The 15,151-nt window shown below is 38.7% G+C and carries 15 protein-coding genes; 9 read left to right on the top strand and 6 right to left on the bottom strand.

Going from position 1 to position 15,151, the window contains the following annotated elements:
* The first annotated feature begins 6 nt into the window (after positions 1–6).
* The 3 genes from J7E57_RS12825 to fabF are packed head-to-tail and all read left to right on the top strand — an operon-like array spanning position 7 to position 2,271.
* On the top strand, positions 7–777 hold the full coding sequence (locus J7E57_RS12825; protein ID WP_215129014.1) for an SDR family oxidoreductase: 771 nt from the start codon (positions 7–9) through the stop codon (positions 775–777).
* Between the two features lie 13 nt (positions 778–790).
* Complete coding sequence (locus tag J7E57_RS12820) at positions 791–1,009, top strand: DUF2798 domain-containing protein (RefSeq protein ID WP_029275254.1); 219 nt, start codon at positions 791–793, stop codon at positions 1,007–1,009.
* Between the two features lie 11 nt (positions 1,010–1,020).
* Complete coding sequence (gene fabF / locus J7E57_RS12815) at positions 1,021–2,271, top strand: beta-ketoacyl-ACP synthase II (RefSeq protein WP_215129012.1); 1,251 nt, start codon at positions 1,021–1,023, stop codon at positions 2,269–2,271.
* 271 nt (positions 2,272–2,542) lie between these two features.
* Here the strand turns inward: fabF and J7E57_RS12810 are convergent, their stop codons facing one another.
* Positions 2,543–3,193, bottom strand: coding sequence for a YceH family protein (locus J7E57_RS12810; protein WP_215129010.1), 651 nt, complete (start codon positions 3,191–3,193; stop codon positions 2,543–2,545).
* 173 nt (positions 3,194–3,366) lie between these two features.
* Here J7E57_RS12810 and J7E57_RS12805 point away from each other — a divergent pair, with 173 nt between their 5' ends.
* Genes J7E57_RS12805 through J7E57_RS12795 form a run of 3 tightly spaced genes read left to right on the top strand, consistent with a single transcriptional unit; the run spans position 3,367 to position 7,096 of the window.
* A complete protein-coding gene (locus J7E57_RS12805) occupies positions 3,367–3,990 on the top strand; it encodes a (2Fe-2S)-binding protein (protein ID WP_215129008.1) in 624 nt (207 codons plus the stop codon).
* Complete coding sequence (locus J7E57_RS12800; RefSeq protein ID WP_215129006.1) at positions 3,987–4,970, top strand: FAD binding domain-containing protein; 984 nt, start codon at positions 3,987–3,989, stop codon at positions 4,968–4,970. The genes J7E57_RS12805 and J7E57_RS12800 overlap by 4 nt, the downstream gene beginning before the upstream one ends.
* A gap of 2 nt (positions 4,971–4,972) precedes the next feature.
* Positions 4,973–7,096: a xanthine dehydrogenase family protein molybdopterin-binding subunit gene (locus J7E57_RS12795; RefSeq protein ID WP_215129004.1), complete on the top strand. Its 2,124-nt coding sequence runs from the start codon at positions 4,973–4,975 to the stop codon at positions 7,094–7,096.
* Positions 7,097–7,479: 383 nt separating this feature from the next.
* On the opposite strand, the gene J7E57_RS12790 is transcribed toward J7E57_RS12795, so the two are convergent.
* From J7E57_RS12790 to J7E57_RS12775, 4 genes are all read right to left on the bottom strand, one after another.
* Positions 7,480–9,093 carry a S8 family peptidase gene (locus J7E57_RS12790; RefSeq protein ID WP_215129002.1) on the bottom strand — a complete coding sequence of 538 codons (1,614 nt, stop codon included), beginning with the start codon at positions 9,091–9,093 and terminating at the stop codon, positions 7,480–7,482.
* Between the two features lie 156 nt (positions 9,094–9,249).
* Positions 9,250–9,846, bottom strand: a complete 597-nt coding sequence (locus J7E57_RS12785; protein WP_215129000.1) for a DUF4142 domain-containing protein — start codon at positions 9,844–9,846, stop codon at positions 9,250–9,252.
* A 58-nt stretch (positions 9,847–9,904) separates the two neighbouring features.
* Positions 9,905–10,351, bottom strand: a complete 447-nt coding sequence (locus tag J7E57_RS12780) for a GNAT family N-acetyltransferase (RefSeq protein ID WP_215128998.1) — start codon at positions 10,349–10,351, stop codon at positions 9,905–9,907.
* A gap of 72 nt (positions 10,352–10,423) precedes the next feature.
* Positions 10,424–10,915, bottom strand: a complete 492-nt coding sequence (locus tag J7E57_RS12775; RefSeq protein ID WP_215128996.1) for a YajQ family cyclic di-GMP-binding protein — start codon at positions 10,913–10,915, stop codon at positions 10,424–10,426.
* 76 nt (positions 10,916–10,991) lie between these two features.
* Here J7E57_RS12775 and J7E57_RS12770 point away from each other — a divergent pair, with 76 nt between their 5' ends.
* From J7E57_RS12770 to J7E57_RS12760, 3 genes are all read left to right on the top strand, one after another.
* On the top strand, positions 10,992–11,621 hold the full coding sequence (locus tag J7E57_RS12770) for a hypothetical protein (RefSeq protein ID WP_215128994.1): 630 nt from the start codon (positions 10,992–10,994) through the stop codon (positions 11,619–11,621).
* Between the two features lie 100 nt (positions 11,622–11,721).
* The gene (gene ppk1, locus J7E57_RS12765) at positions 11,722–13,782 is read left to right on the top strand and encodes a polyphosphate kinase 1 (RefSeq protein WP_215128992.1); all 2,061 of its coding nucleotides are present in this window, start codon (positions 11,722–11,724) and stop codon (positions 13,780–13,782) included.
* On the top strand, positions 13,782–14,663 hold the full coding sequence (locus J7E57_RS12760; RefSeq protein WP_215128990.1) for an exopolyphosphatase: 882 nt from the start codon (positions 13,782–13,784) through the stop codon (positions 14,661–14,663). The genes ppk1 and J7E57_RS12760 overlap by 1 nt, the downstream gene beginning before the upstream one ends.
* Positions 14,664–14,781: 118 nt before the next feature.
* Here J7E57_RS12760 and J7E57_RS12755 read toward each other — a convergent pair whose 3' ends face one another.
* Positions 14,782–15,150, bottom strand: coding sequence for a DUF5655 domain-containing protein (locus tag J7E57_RS12755; protein WP_251029899.1), 369 nt, complete (start codon positions 15,148–15,150; stop codon positions 14,782–14,784).
* Position 15,151: the final 1 nt, after the last annotated feature.

Here is a 15,151-nt window from a genome sequence, read left to right as displayed (position 1 = left end):
TATAAAATGAAAACTTCACAAAATACCGTTTTATTGATCGGCGGAACAGCTGGTATCGGTTTAGAAATTGCAAAACAGTTAACTGCTTTAGATAATCATGTAATTATTACTGGTAGAAACCAGGAACGGCTAGATGCGGCTGCTGCATCATTACAAAATGTAACCACCATTCTTTCTGATGTAAGCAAGGCTGAGGATGTAGATCAATTGGCAGCCCGCATCCAAGCTGATTTCCCTCAATTGAATATCGTGATTAACAACGCAGGAAGAGCAATCCTATACAATTTAGCTGATCCCAATCAGGATGCTTTTGCCAATGCAGAAGATGAAATGCTGACCAATTATTTATCGATTATCAGGATCAATCAAAAATTGTTGCCTGTTTTAAAAGCACAGTTCGAATCAGCTATCGTAAACGTTTCATCTATTGTGGCTTATGTTCCTGGAGTTACTTTGCCAACTTACGCGGCCAGTAAAGCAGCATTACATTCTTACAGCACTTCGTTAAGATTGAGTTTAGATGAAACATCTGTTAAGGTTTTCGAATTGATGCCGCCACTGGTGGATACCGAATTCTCAAAAGAAATTGGCGGTCATAACGGCATTAAACCATCGGTTGTTGCGGATGATCTGTTGGCGGCTTTAGCCAATGATGAGTTTGAAATTAGGGTAGGTGATACTGCAAAGATTTATGAGTTGTTCAGACAATCGCCGGTTGATGCTTTAAATGTGATGAATGCAAATAGAAAAGCCTGGATCGATTCTGTTCAAAATTAATCATGTAACTGGAATGAAAAAGAAGGTAGCTTTTGCATCTATTATGGCGGTTTTCACTACAGGAATAGTTACTTTCGCAGCAATAAGTGTAAATCTTGGATTTACATCGACCTTTATTACAGTTTGGTTGAAATCATGGGGCATTTCTTATATCGTAGCCATTCCTGCTATATTAATTATTGCTCCAAGGGTACAATCGTTGGTCGATTATTTATTCAAGAATATTGACTAAAAATTATTAAAATGAAAAGAGTAGTAGTAACAGGTTTAGGTGCTATAACGCCACTTGGTAATACCGTTGAGCAATTCTGGCAACAGATCTTGGCCGGAAAAAGCGGCATTGGTGCCATTACAAAATTTGATGCCAGTAAATTCAAAACCCGTTTTGCGGGCGAGGTAAAGGATTTTAATCCTGAAGAGTACCTGGAGAAAAAAGAAATTAAAAAGTATGACCTTTTTACCCAATATGCAATCGGATCGAGCGATCAGGCGATAAAGGATGCAGGGTTAGATTTTACTGCAATGACCGATGATCAATTGGCTGAAGTTGGCGTAATCTGGGCAACCGGAAACGGCGGGATCGGTACTTTTGAAGCGCAGTTGGAAGAATTTCATGCAGGTGATGGGACACCAAGATTTAATCCTTATTTCATTCCAAAAATGATTGTCGATATTGCCGCCGGAGCCATTTCCATCCGTCATAAATTGCGTGGACCAAATTATTGTACCGTATCTGCTTGTGCATCATCTAATACTGCCATTATCAATGCTTTTGATACCATTCGTTTAGGAAAAGCAAGTGTAATGATTGCCGGTGGTTCTGAAGCTGCGTTAACCAAGTCATCTGTAGGTGGCTTTAATGCCGCTCAGGCTTTATCTAAAAATAACGAGGATCCACAAGGGGCTTCTAAACCCTTTGATGCCGATAGAGATGGTTTTGTAATGAGCGAAGGTGCAGGTGCATTGGTTTTAGAAGATCTGGATCATGCTTTAGCACGCGGTGCCCACATTTATGCCGAAATTATTGGTGGTGGAATGGCTGCTGATGCATACCACCTAACCGGAACGCCTCCTGATGGGATTGGTGCGGCTTTGGGTATGACAAAAGCTTTAAAAGATGCAGGAATTACTGCTGATAAAATCGATTATATTAATGCACACGCCACTTCAACTGGTTTAGGTGATTTAAGTGAATTACAGGCAATTAATACTGTGTTTAATGGTTTGCCAGTTATAATTGGCGCAACAAAATCGATGACAGGTCATTTACTTGGTGCTGCGGGAGCGGTAGAAAGTGTAATCAGTGTTTTATCGATCAGAGATAATGTGGTGCCACCTACTATTAATACCAAAAATCTGGACGAAAACATTCCAAAAGGATTGAATTTTGTGTTGGGAGAAAGTATTAAAAAGGAGATCAATTATGTTTTAAATAACACATTTGGTTTTGGTGGTCACACCGCGAGTACTATTTTTAAAAAATATGAGGCTTAATCAGGTTCATACTTGATTATTTATTTAGTGTTTGGTGGCTCACCAAACACTTTTTTTTTGTCTTGTGTCGTTGTGAGCTCCTGCTATCGGGTTGATTGCGAATCGTAATGCAGTAAGCTTTAAAATTCCCACCTGCGTGGGAATGACGACCGCCTGAAAAGCTACGCCAATAACCTGCACTGGCCTTAGCGTCTCGCTCAGACCGACAATCGCTTTGGGTTATGCCAATGGGTTAGAAACCAATGAACCAATGGCTAATGAACCAGTGAACCTACTTGTCCATTAATAAATTAACCAGTTCTTTCAATTCTTCAATTTCCAGTTCTAGTTTTTCTATTCTGTTTTCCAATTCAGTAGGATCGAATTGCGGTGTGCTTATTGTTTCGGTTTCAGGTTCTACAGTAGTTTCGGCCTGTTCGCCTAAAAGATGAACAAAACGGGCCTCTTTTTGACCAGTTTTTTTTGCCAGTTGTTTTACAAATGCTGGTTCTTCATCTGATAGTTTCTGAAGCTGTTCTAAGACTTCTTCTATGCTTTCAAATTCATATAATCTTCCCGAATTGCTATTGATTTCACCAGGCGTTAATGGTCCGCGTAAAAGTAAAAGGCAGATAATGGCCAGCTCCGAAGGTAATAAAGGATAAACAATGGCCAGATTATGTTTGTATTTAGTTGCGCGACTCGATCCTCCTGTAGCAGTGGAGATTAAACCTTTTATTTTTAGTTGGTTTAGCGTTAAAGTTATGGTTTCCTCATCGTAATTTACCACCGGATTTCTTGAGCTTTTTTGGTTGCATGCAGCAGTTAAACTGTTCAAAGTCATTGGGTAATAATCGGGCGTGGTGCGGCTTTTTTCTATTAATGCGCCTAAAACGCGTTGTTCTTCTGCTGATAAATCGGGAAGTGGTTTTACGTTGTCCATGTTATAAAAGTATAAATTGGTTGAACATTTTGGAAATTATTTTGTTAATGATTTATTTCTAATGAGTTATGCAAAATATTAACGATAGAATAATTCTAAATTTCTGAATTGCTAAATTCTGTGCTTTAGAATTACGAACTTAGGAGTACATCCCAATATCTAAATATCCAATTATGAAATCTTCCGATCAGAAACCAAATCAGGGTGATAGCAGGCGCGATTTCCTCAAAAAAAGTTCGGTAATTACAGCCATTGCACTAACGCCTGGCGTTGCGGTTAAAGCAGCAGAAAGCAATGCCGATGAACGTTTCGCTCAACTTTTTGAGAAAATCCCATTAAAACTTACGGTAAATAATAAAGCCTATCAAACTACGGTTGAGCCCAGGGTAACGCTTTTAGATTATTTGCGCGAAGAATTACACCTAACAGGGACTAAAAAAGGATGCGACCATGGCCAGTGTGGTGCTTGTACCGTTCATGTTGATGGACAAAGGGTAAATTCATGCCTCAGTTTAGCTGTGATGAATGAGGGAAAGAAAATTACCACGATTGAAGGTTTGGCCAATGGCGATACTTTGCATCCTATGCAGGCTGCATTTATCAAGCATGATGGTTTTCAATGTGGCTATTGTACGCCGGGACAGATTATGTCGGCCGTGGCCTGTGTACGCGAAGGGCATACGGGTTCGAGAGCAGAAATAAGTGAATATATGAGTGGAAATATCTGTAGATGCGGTGCTTATCCTAATATAGTTGATGCAATTATTGAGGTTAAGGAAGGAGGTGAAACGGTATGATCAATTTTCAATATTTAAGAACAACCACGGCAAAATCAGCAATTGCTTTATTGGTAAAAGATAAAAACGCCAAATTTTTGGCGGGTGGAACAAACCTGATCGATCTGATGAAAAGAGGCGTTACGGCGCCCGAAAAACTCATCGATATCAACCATGTTCCATTAAAACAGATCGAGCTGATTGGAAATAAAATCCATATTGGTGCTTTGGCTTCTAATTCTGCAGTTGCAGATCATGCCTTGATCAAAGAGAAACTACCATTACTTTCCTGGGCTTTACAAGCGGGCGCATCTGCCCAACTGAGAAACGTAGCTACTGTTGGTGGTAATATGATGCAGCGTACTCGTTGTGGTTATTTTTACGACACCGAAATGCCTTGTAATAAACGCCAACCCGGTACAGGCTGTGGTGCCATGGAAGGTTTTAACCGCATGCATGCTATTTTCGGGACTTCAGAGAAATGTATTGCCGTTCATCCAAGCGATATGTGTGTAGCATTAACGGCTTTGGATGCTGAAGTGGTGGTGGCCAATGCTAAAGGAGAACGTAAACTGTCATTTAAAGATTTTCATCGCCTGGCAGGAGATACTCCGCAGTTAGACAATAACTTAAAAGCAGACGAAATGATTATCCGTTTGGAAATTCCGGTGAATAACCTTGCCAAAAACTATCATTATCTTAAAGTTAGGGACCGGGCTTCTTATGCTTTTGCACTCGTTTCTGTAGCTGTAGCATTTGAGCTCAGCAATAATAAAATTACCGATATTCGTTTAGCAATGGGTGGAGTAGCGCATAAACCCTGGCGTTTAACGGCATCCGAAAATTTCTTAAAAGGAAAAGAAGCCACCTTATCGAATTTTGAACAGGCAGCCCAGTTGGCCATGAAGGATGCAAAAGGTTTTGGAGGAAATGACTTTAAACTTAAACTGGCACCCAATACAATAATCGAGGCGTTGAATCTTGCAAAATCTAAAGCTTAGTTATGGAAAAGAGAATTTTAAAAGACGACAACGACCGCGTAGATGGAATTTTAAAAGTTACGGGGCAAGCTAAATATTTTGCGGAATACGAACTGCCGGGTTTAACCTATGGTGTTTTGGTAACCAGTACCATTACCAAAGGAAAAATTACAGCGCTCGATACCAAGGCGGCTGAAAAAGCACCAGGTGTAATCGCTGTGATTTCGCATTTAAATAAGCCATCGGCAGCTGCGTACGAGCAGGAAGGCGGTTCACAGATGAAAATTTTTTATACCGACAAAATTTTCTACAATGGACAGCCAATCGCAATTGTAGTGGCCAATACCTTCGAAAGGGCAACTTATGCGGCTTCATTGGTTAAAGCAACTTATGCTAAAGAGGATTTTAACACCGATTTTGAAAAAGCTTTAAAAGATCCTAAAGCAAAGAAACTTCAAGGTCAGGCCGACTATAAACGTGGCATAGAAAACGCTTATAAAACAGCAGAGGTGAAGCTCGAAGAAAGATATTTCCTGCCTATCGAAACGCATAACCCGATGGAACTGCACGGAATTATCGCCGATTGGAGGCCAAATAACCAGCTTACCGTTTATGCCAAAACACAAGGTGTAAAAGCTACTCAGGGTACCATTGCAAATGTTTTTAAAATTCCAATGGAGAATATTCAGGTAAATTCGGAGTTTGTTGGCGGTGGTTTTGGAATGGCTTTACGCACATGGCCATTAGAAATCGCAACGGTAATGGCCTCTAAACATATTGGTAAACCTGTAAAAGTGGTGATTACCAGGATGCAGATGTTTACCATGGTCGGTAATCGGCCGGCAGCTATACAAACCATTGGTTTGGGCGCAAATAAAGATGGTAAATTAACGGGGATTACACACAGGGCTTATGGCGAAACTTCTACTTACGAGAACTTTACCGAAGGCGTGGTAAACATGGCGAAGTTTATGTATCAATGCGATAACGTAAATACGGCTTATGCCATTGTTCCCGTAGATCTTGGCGTTCCAATATGGATGCGTGGTCCAGGAGAGGCTACAGGAGCTTTTGCCCTGGAAAGTGCAATTGATGAAATGGCACATGCCCTTGATATGGACCCATTGGATTTCAGAATCAAAAATGATCCTGAAACCGATCAACAGAAAAACAAACCCTTTTCGAGCAAAAACATTAAAGAAGCCTATAAAATCGGCGCAGAAAAAATAGGGTGGAGCAACCGGAAAAATAAACCTGGCAGTTTGACTGAAGGACCATGGCAAACAGGTTATGGCGTAAGTGTTGGGGTTTTTAACGCCAATAGAGGTAAAGCAAGTGTTAAGGGTATTTTAAAGGCTGATGGATCACTGCTTTTGCAAAGTGCAACCAGCGATATCGGCCCGGGAACAGGAACTGGCATGACTTTAATCGCTAATAAACTGATGAAGATCCCTGTAAATAAAATTACATTCGAATTGGGTGATTCTTCTTTGCCACCAGCACCTAGCCAAGGTGGTTCGGCAACATTATCTACAGTAGGCTCTGCAGTGAATGATGTTTGCGTAGCGTTAAAATCAGCCATCGCAGAACTGGCTGCAAATTCGAATATGGATGCAACGGCTAATTTTGTTGATGTTTTAAAAAAGAATAATCTTCCGCAAATAGAAGTAACCAAAGAAAGTCAAGGGGGAAAGGAAAGGGATAATTACTCTATGTATTCGTTTTCCATTCACTTTGTGCAGGTAAAGGTTCATGCGCTTACTGGTGTAGTAAAAGTGAGTAAAATCGTTTCTGTAGGCGATTCCGGTACCATTGTAAGTCCAAAAACGGCCCGAAGCCAGATGCTCGGTGGTGCTGTTGGCGGTATTGGTATGGCTTTAACCGAAGAATCTATTATCGACCACCGTTATGGAAGATATATCAATAATAATTTTGCCGATTACCATGTTCCGGTAAATGCCGATGTACCAGAGATTGATGTTAACTTTATCAATAAACCCGATCCTTACATTAATCCAATGGGTGCAAAAGGAATGGGTGAAATTGCATTGATCGGTTTTTCTGCCGCTGTAGCCAATGCTGTTTTTAATGCTACTGGAAAGAGGATCAGGACATTGCCGATAACGCCCGATAAGATACTGGCTTAGGTATTTCGTTCAAATCCAGAGAAGTCAAGTTTTAAAATGCACTGCCCCCATAAAGCGTCCAAACTTCTGGGGACAGTCCAAAAACTTGACTTCTCTAATTATCCTAAACAAAAAATGCGTCCCGATTTACATCAGGACGCATTTTTTATGAAGATTCTTCGACTTCGCTACCATTGACAGAATCCAAAAAAAAAGTCGTCATTGCGAGGAGGAACGACGAAGCAATCTTTCATGCTAGGGATTCTGCGATAAAGATTACTTCGTCGGCTGAAAAAGCCTTCTCGCAATGACGATAATCTGAGGAGATTTATTCCCTTTAAATTCTATTGTATTAATATTGATTTTATACAATAAATTATCCCTCAGAATGACAAACAGAAAAATTATTTCGCAACTGCTTTACCTGAGTAAGTTGCCGCTAGCTTTAATGCATTGTAAGTATTAACAATTCCGCCACTGATACAAAGATCAGAGAATGGGATAGAAACTTTTTCTGCACCAGGTTCTTCGCCTTTAGCATACGTTACATTATGGTTAACTTTGGTAACCGATTTAACAATGATTTCTTTTACCTGCGCTGCAGTTAATTTTGGATAATAAGAGCGGATTAATCCTGCTAATCCAGCTACAACAGGAGAGGCCATACTGGTTCCGTCTAAATTTTTGTATTTAGAACCCGGTACAGTAGAATAAATCTGAACGCCTGGAGCAAAAACATCTACCTGGGTTTTGCCGAAATTAGAGAAACTGGCTTTTAGTGTTTCATCATCTTTAGGGCCTGAAGCACCAACGGTAATCCACGATGCAATAGTTTTCTCATCTAAATCTTTGTGGTTAGGGAAATTATTTTCTACATCGATATTTTTGTTTTCGTTACCCGCCGCCTGAACGATCAATACATCTTTAGATACCGCATATTTCATAGCCTCATTAACGATGGCTTTGTCCCAGCTATAAGCCTTGCCAAAACTCATGTTGATTACTTTTGCACCGTTATCAACAGCGTAACGAATAGCATTAGCAACATCTTTATCCCTTTCATCACCATTTGGCGTACAACGAACACCCATAATGGCAACGTTATCCGCTACACCTAAAATACCAAGTTTGTTGGTTCTATCAGCCGCAATGATACCGGCTACGTGTGTGCCGTGCATCGCATCAGGACCTGCAACATCGTTATTGCCATAAAATTTCTCCTTAACATTGTTCGGGTCATCGCCAACAATAGCGCGCGGATCATAATCAAGATTTAAGTTGTAATTAACCTGGCGACTATAATAATCAAATCCTTCTGTAATCTGATCTTCGTAAAAATCTTTGAAGTTGCCTTTTTCTAATTGCTGGCTTAGTATATTTTGGATCCTGCCTTCAACCTCTGTAGAAGGTTTGAAGTTTTTAAAATCTTCTACGGTTGGGTTTTCTTTACCGATTTTCTTTACCACAGCATCTAAAGCTGTTTTAAAACCAGTAATACCTGCCAAATTTTCCCTGGCTTCTGCCAATTGTTTTTCTAAGTCGGCTCTTTCTGCTTTAAAAATTTCGAAATCCTTTTTATCTTTTTCTACTACATTTGCATCTGTGGTATTGGCAAAACGTGCCTGATCGCGACGAACCAAACGGGTTAATTCTAAGGTTTCGAAGTTTACTGACTCTTTAGGGCTGCCAATAAAGTTCCAGCCATTTATATCATCGATATAACCATTCTTATCATCGTCCTTGCCATTGCCGGCTATCTCTTTGGTATTTACCCACATGATTCGTTTTAAGTCTTCATGGGTAGCTTCTACGCCGCCATCATTAACTGCTACGATAACCTTAACAGATTTTTTACCTTTTAAAAGTTCTTTATATGCTTTTTCGGTACTGATTCCGAATGTACTATCACTTTTAAGATCAAGATTTTGCCAATTGGCTTTTTGCGCATTGACCAAAGTTGGTACCGCACTTACAAGCGCAACACTTAACAGCGCGCTAAAAATTCTACTCTTATTCATTTATGTATTTTTGTATTAAACGGCGGAAGTTAATTTTAATTTTTTTATTGGAAGAAATTGTATTAAAAATGATGTTTTTGACACATTTTGGTAACGAAAAAAATCCTGAAATTCATTATTCAGGATTTTGGTCTTTAAAGCAAAATTCGCCTCTGTTTATTTCATGTTGGTAACGATTTTTTTAGCCATTTCATCATGTGATTCGATTACACTTAAAGTGTTACCCGCCCAGCTTTTAATTGCCTGATCGCGGTTTTGCATCCCCAGTTTAAATAAGGCTACTGTTTTTTCATGATCAGTAACCATCATAACCATATAATGTTTATCAAAAGCTGTACCTGTCATTTTCTTCATTTCATCCAAATGAATCTGATCTTCGGCCGGCAATGCATCAGGGGTGATTACTTTTTTGTTTACAGCCAAAGCTTTCAGCTCTGTATTGGCTTTTGTGTGATCAGTCAACATTTTAGCGGCGAAATCTTTCACTTCAGCACTTTTTGCATTTTTCTGCGCAATCTTAGCGGCTTCAACTTCCATGATACCTCCAATTGCTGCTTTTCTTAAAAAAGTTGCACCCGCTTCATCAACACCCGATTCTGTACTTTCAGCTCCTGTAGCATGGTTGCCATTTACCATATTGGTATCGCCAGCAACACTGTCTTTTGTGGTTGCCGATTTCTTGTCTGCAGTTTGACAAGCCTGAAATGAAAGTGCCAGGGCAAAAGCAGTGGATAATAAAAATATCTTTTTCATGTTTTCTCTATGTTTTGATGTGTATGAAAAACAAGAGAGTTGAAAAAAGGTTTTATATCTATTCTAATGCCTTACTATATACGTTTTGAATAACGATGCCCATTTGGCTTTCTGGATTTTTAATTGGCGAAAAACCAAATTGTTCATATAGGCCATGTGCATCTAAAGTCGCCAATTGGTAACGCCTCAAGCCCTGTAAATCGGGGTGGAAGATCATAAACGACATCATCTTTTTTGATAAGCCCAAACCACGGTAACTTTCTTTCACGTACACATCGCAAAGCCATGCAAAAGTAGCTTTATCGGTTACCCAACGGGCGAAACCTACCTGTTCTGTTCCTTTGTAAATGCCAAAACAAAGCGAGTTTTCAATAGAACGTTTAACGGTATCAAAAGGGATGCCTTTTGCCCAATAGGATTCTACACTTAAATAATGATGTATGGCTTCTATATCTAAAAGTTCTTTTTTATCGGAAAGTATAAAACCGTTTTCGCTGATTTCCATGAGTTGAATGGTTAATCGGTTAATTGTTTAACTGATAGAAGTAATCTTAACCAGTTTAGACCGTTAACCTTACTAATTGCGCATATTAATAAACTGTAACGGCTGACCAAAATCTTCATTTCTACAAAGATTCATTACCGCTTGGAGATCGTCGATTTTTTTTGCGGTTACGCGCACCTGATCATCCATAATAGCAGGCTGAACTTTTAATCCACTGGCTTTGATCTTTGCCACAACTTTTTTGGCCGCTTCTTTATCTAAACCCTCTTTAATACTAATTTCTTTTCTGATCATATTACCAGAAGCTTGGTGCTCATCGCCAAAATCTAAACTTTGCGGATCTAAATTCTGTTTCATCATCCTCGAGATAATCGAACCTTCGATGGCTTTTAATCGCATATCATCTTCAGTAACAATGGTTACCACATTGGTTTTTTTATCCAGATCGATGGTGCTTTTTGATCCGTTAAAGTCGAATCGGTTAAGAATTTCTTTTTTAGCATTGTTAATCGCGTTATCGAGTGTCTGCGCGTCAACTTTACTTACAATATCAAAAGAAGGCATGGTTTTAGCTTTAAAGTAAAAAAATAAGTAGATTTAATAGAAATTAATCCATCCTCACAAAAAAACGAAAAATAATATGAAAACCACTAAGCCGAAGTCTCAAAAAAAGATCACCAAAAAAGAAGTGAAGAAACAGTTAGAGCAATCGATCACCGATAAGTTCTTAGATGTGATCAAAAGTTTAGGTCATGATGTATCGGAAATCAGTGCGGAGGTGGGTAAGGCTAGTAAACGGGTGGCTAAAAAATTAACCAAGAAATTTACCATCGTAAAGGCTGATGTAGGACAAAAAATTGATGATTTATTACATGCATCAAAAGAGAAGGCAAAAGCAGCGAAGAAACCAGTTGCCAAAGCTGTAAGTAAGTCTGAAAAATCTGCTCAAAAAGTGGTTAAAAAAGCTATTGCAAAGGCTAAACCAGTAGTACAAAGCATTAAAGTAGCAGCTATAGAAACAGAAGAAAAAGCAGAAAAAGTACTGGCAAAACCAGTTGCAGAAGCAAAAGAAGTGGTAAAGGAAGCCACAACAGTTGCTAAAAAGGCGGCAAGTACGGTGGTTAAAGCACCAGCAAACGCTGCTACAGCAATTAAAAAGGCAGTAACTCCGACTGCGACTCCAGCAAAGGCTGCAACAGCTGTTAAAAAAACAGTTGCTAAAGCTACGCCAGTGGTTAAGAATGTGACGAAAACACCTACTAAAAAATAAATTTGTTAACGTTAACGTGTAAATGAATTAACATCAATTTAACAAATTAATGTGCAGTTTTGAGCATCCCTGTTTTGGCAGGGATTTTTTATTTTTTTAAATGAGCAATAAGAAGATCCCTTTTTTAAACCGCGAAATCAGTTGGCTTTACTTTAACGAACGTGTACTGCAAGAAGCTGCCGATGAAACGGTTCCGCTGATTGAACGGATTAAATTTCTATCTATATTTTCTTCAAATTTAGAGGAATTTTACCGTGTGCGAGTGGCCACCATGACCCGGCTAACCAATCTGAACGATAAGGCCAAAGCACTTTTGGGATTTAATCCAAAGAAAATTCTGAATGAGATTAAAAACATCGTTGTAAAACAAGAAAGAAAATTCGACCAGCTTTTTCAGGCTACCCTAATAAACGAACTTGCTCAAAACAGGATTTTTATCTTAAACGATACCCAACTGAATGTAAGCAGGGGAGAATTTGTTAAAAATCATTTCAGGGATAAGATTTTATCTAACCTGGTTCCCATTATGCTGGATATGGATAAACCTTTTCCAGAACTGAAAGACCGCTATCTTTACTTTTTTGTTAAACTTTCGAAAAAGGATACAAAAGTTAGGGAGAAATATGCCCTGATTGAAATCCCACCCAATTTACCGCGGTTTTTGGCACTGCCAGAAACAAACGATTTAAAGTTTATTATTCTTGCCGAAGACATTATCAGGTATTGTTTAGATGATATATTTTATGTTTTTACTTACGATAATTTAGAGGCTTATTCAATCCAGTTAACACGGGATGCCGAATTAGATATTGATAAAAATATTAATGATAAATTTATCGAAGATTTAAAAAGCAGTTTAGAAAAACGTAAAAAAGGGAAACCAATGCGTTTGCTTTATGATTCGGCGATGCCTTTAAGTATGCTTACTGTTTTGGTGAATAAACTTAAACTCGAGGCAGAAAGTCTAATTCCAGGTAACCGGTATCATAAATTCGGCGATTTTATCTCCTTTCCAAATGTCGGTAAAAAGGAATTGGAATACGCGCCCAATGTGCCACTGAAGGTTCACGACTTGCACAGAACCCAAAGTATGTTCAATAAAGTTGCCCAGCGCGATTATTTGGTAAATTTACCCTACCAATCGTACGATTATATTATTTTGTTCTTGCGTGAAGCCGCCATTGATCCCAAAGTAACTGAAATACAGATTACCTTATATCGGTTAGCCGAAAATTCAAAAGTAATCAATGCCTTAATCAACGCCGCTAAAAATGGTAAAGCTGTTTCTGTTGTATTGGAGCTTAAAGCCCGCTTTGATGAGCAGGCCAATATTTTTTGGACCAGCCGTTTAATGGAAGAAGGGGTTAAAGTAAATTACGGTTTAACCGATTATAAAGTACACTCTAAAATTTGTCTGGTTAAACGGATCGAAAAAGATAAGCCTGTTTATTATGCAAATTTGGCTACAGGCAACTTTAATGAGAAAACCGCAGGTTTATACTGCGACCATAGTATTTTCACCGCAAAGAAAGAGATTACCAACGATCTGGTAAAACTTTTTGATGCGTTGAGCAAACGTACCGTAACGAAGGGATTTAAACACCTGATTGTTTCGCCGCTGGAGAGCCGTTCGAAACTGGTCAATTTTATTAACCGCGAAATCAGGAATGCTAAACAGGGTAAACTTGCTTACATCATGTTAAAGGTAAATAGTTTAGCGGATGAAGGAATTATTGCCAAACTTTACGATGCGAGCAATGCTGGGGTTAAAGTTCAGCTGATTATCCGTGGTATCTGCTGTTTGGTACCAGGTGTGAAAGGCTTTAGTGAAAATATTACCGCCATCAGTATTATCGATAAGTTTTTGGAGCATGCCAGGGTTTATATTTTTGGTAATAATGGTAAAAACGATATGTATTTGTCATCGGCAGATTTAATGAGCAGGAATTTCGAACATCGCGTAGAAGTAGGTTTTCCAGTCCTGGATCATGATGTGAAGCAGGAGATACAGGATATCATCGATCTGCAACTGCAGGATAATACCAAATCGAGGCAGATTAATGCTTCGAACAATAATAAATACCATAAAAACAGATTAAGTAAAAAGATAAGGGCGCAGGTAGACATCTACAACTATTTAAAAACCAAGCATCAATCATAATGTTAAGATACGCAGCTATAGATATCGGTTCGAATGCGGTGAGATTACTCATTGCTGATATTAGCAAACAAGACGGAAAATATAAGTACAAAAAGAACACCCTAATACGTGTACCGCTCCGGTTGGGAGATGACGCATTCTTAGATCAATATATTTCGGAAAAAAAATCTGCAGATCTGGTAAAAACCATGACTGCTTTTAAAAATCTGATGGATGTTTATCATGTTTCGGAATATTTAGCCTGTGCAACATCTGCCATGCGTGAGGCCCGTAATGGAGAAGATATTGTTAAGCTGATTAAAAAGGAAGCAGACGTTACTTTAGAGATTATTGAGGGGCAGCGGGAAGCAAATATTATTTACGCTAACCACATTGAAGAAGAGTTAGACGAAAATAAAAATTACCTATATATTGATGTGGGTGGGGGTAGTACCGAACTGTCAGTTTTTGTAAAAGGTGCTCCAGAAGCATCAAGATCCTTCAATATTGGTACAATCAGGATGCTCGATAACCAGGATAAGGAAGAAACCTGGGAAGAAATGAAAGATTGGGTAAAAGAGCATACAAAAGCCTATAAACATTTGGCAGGTATAGGTACTGGTGGTAATATCAATAAATTGTTCCGCATGTCGGATGAAAAAGAAAATGCGCCTTTGTCTTTGCAGAAGTTAAATTCGATGTACAACAAGTTAATCAGTTATTCATTAAAAGAAAGAATTAATACGCTGGGCTTAAATCCCGATCGTGCAGACGTAATTATCCCGGCTTGTGAGATTTATTTAACCTTAATGAAATGGACTGGTATAAAACAGATTTATGTACCTAAAGTGGGTATGGCCGATGGGATTATTAAGTTGTTGATTGAGGAGAAATTGGATTAAATTAAGCTACTTGATCGTCATTTCGACCGAAGCGGAGAAATCTATCAAAATCCTGAACTTGTTTCAGGATCTTTTACCTTGAAAATTACCACAGTACATTATAGACCCTGAAACAAGTTCAGGGTGACGTATTTCGTTTCATCGCCATCCTTAAAAAGCTTTTCACTTCATCATTGACGTCTTCTTTAAAGAAGATCCTCAAATGATGATTAAATTGATTCGTTCCTGGCACCTGTGCAATTTTAGTGAAGCACAGATTGTTTTCATACGGTTGATTGAAAGGAATAATCACATGAATAAAGTTTTTACCCAATTGCGTAATATATGCAAATCCTGTTTTTGATTCGATTGCAATCATGGATTTTGTAGTCCGCAGATTAATTTCTCCGAGTTCAGCTAATTGCTCAATAAAAAAACGGAATAACCCTAGGGTATATTCCGTTTTTCCGTTTAAAAAGTCTGACAAATGTTTTTCTTCAGACATCATT

Origin of the sequence: Pedobacter sp. ISL-64 (assembly GCF_018613605.1) — a bacterium.
Taxonomy (GTDB): Bacteria; Bacteroidota; Bacteroidia; order Sphingobacteriales; family Sphingobacteriaceae; genus Pedobacter.
The sequence above is the reverse complement of the archived record's forward strand: the minus strand, read 5'-3'. Positions and strand labels throughout refer to the sequence as shown.

Bases quoted from the DNA above. Each gene is read 5' to 3' on its own strand.
- J7E57_RS12775 (WP_215128996.1), bottom strand. From the start codon at position 10,915: ATGCCTTCTTTTGATATTGTAAGTAAAGTTGACGCGCAGACACTCGAT.
- J7E57_RS12810 (WP_215129010.1), bottom strand. From the start codon at position 3,193: ATGGACAACGTAAAACCACTTCCCGATTTATCAGCAGAAGAACAACGC.
- J7E57_RS12805 (WP_215129008.1), top strand. From the start codon at position 3,367: ATGAAATCTTCCGATCAGAAACCAAATCAGGGTGATAGCAGGCGCGAT.
- J7E57_RS12800 (WP_215129006.1), top strand. From the start codon at position 3,987: ATGATCAATTTTCAATATTTAAGAACAACCACGGCAAAATCAGCAATT.
- J7E57_RS12760 (WP_215128990.1), top strand. From the start codon at position 13,782: ATGTTAAGATACGCAGCTATAGATATCGGTTCGAATGCGGTGAGATTA.
- J7E57_RS12770 (WP_215128994.1), top strand. From the start codon at position 10,992: ATGAAAACCACTAAGCCGAAGTCTCAAAAAAAGATCACCAAAAAAGAA.
- J7E57_RS12785 (WP_215129000.1), bottom strand. From the start codon at position 9,846: ATGAAAAAGATATTTTTATTATCCACTGCTTTTGCCCTGGCACTTTCA.
- fabF (WP_215129012.1), top strand. From the start codon at position 1,021: ATGAAAAGAGTAGTAGTAACAGGTTTAGGTGCTATAACGCCACTTGGT.
- J7E57_RS12755 (WP_251029899.1), bottom strand. From the start codon at position 15,150: ATGATGTCTGAAGAAAAACATTTGTCAGACTTTTTAAACGGAAAAACG.
- J7E57_RS12780 (WP_215128998.1), bottom strand. From the start codon at position 10,351: ATGGAAATCAGCGAAAACGGTTTTATACTTTCCGATAAAAAAGAACTT.
- ppk1 (WP_215128992.1), top strand. From the start codon at position 11,722: ATGAGCAATAAGAAGATCCCTTTTTTAAACCGCGAAATCAGTTGGCTT.
- J7E57_RS12795 (WP_215129004.1), top strand. From the start codon at position 4,973: ATGGAAAAGAGAATTTTAAAAGACGACAACGACCGCGTAGATGGAATT.
- J7E57_RS12820 (WP_029275254.1), top strand. From the start codon at position 791: ATGAAAAAGAAGGTAGCTTTTGCATCTATTATGGCGGTTTTCACTACA.
- J7E57_RS12790 (WP_215129002.1), bottom strand. From the start codon at position 9,093: ATGAATAAGAGTAGAATTTTTAGCGCGCTGTTAAGTGTTGCGCTTGTA.
- J7E57_RS12825 (WP_215129014.1), top strand. From the start codon at position 7: ATGAAAACTTCACAAAATACCGTTTTATTGATCGGCGGAACAGCTGGT.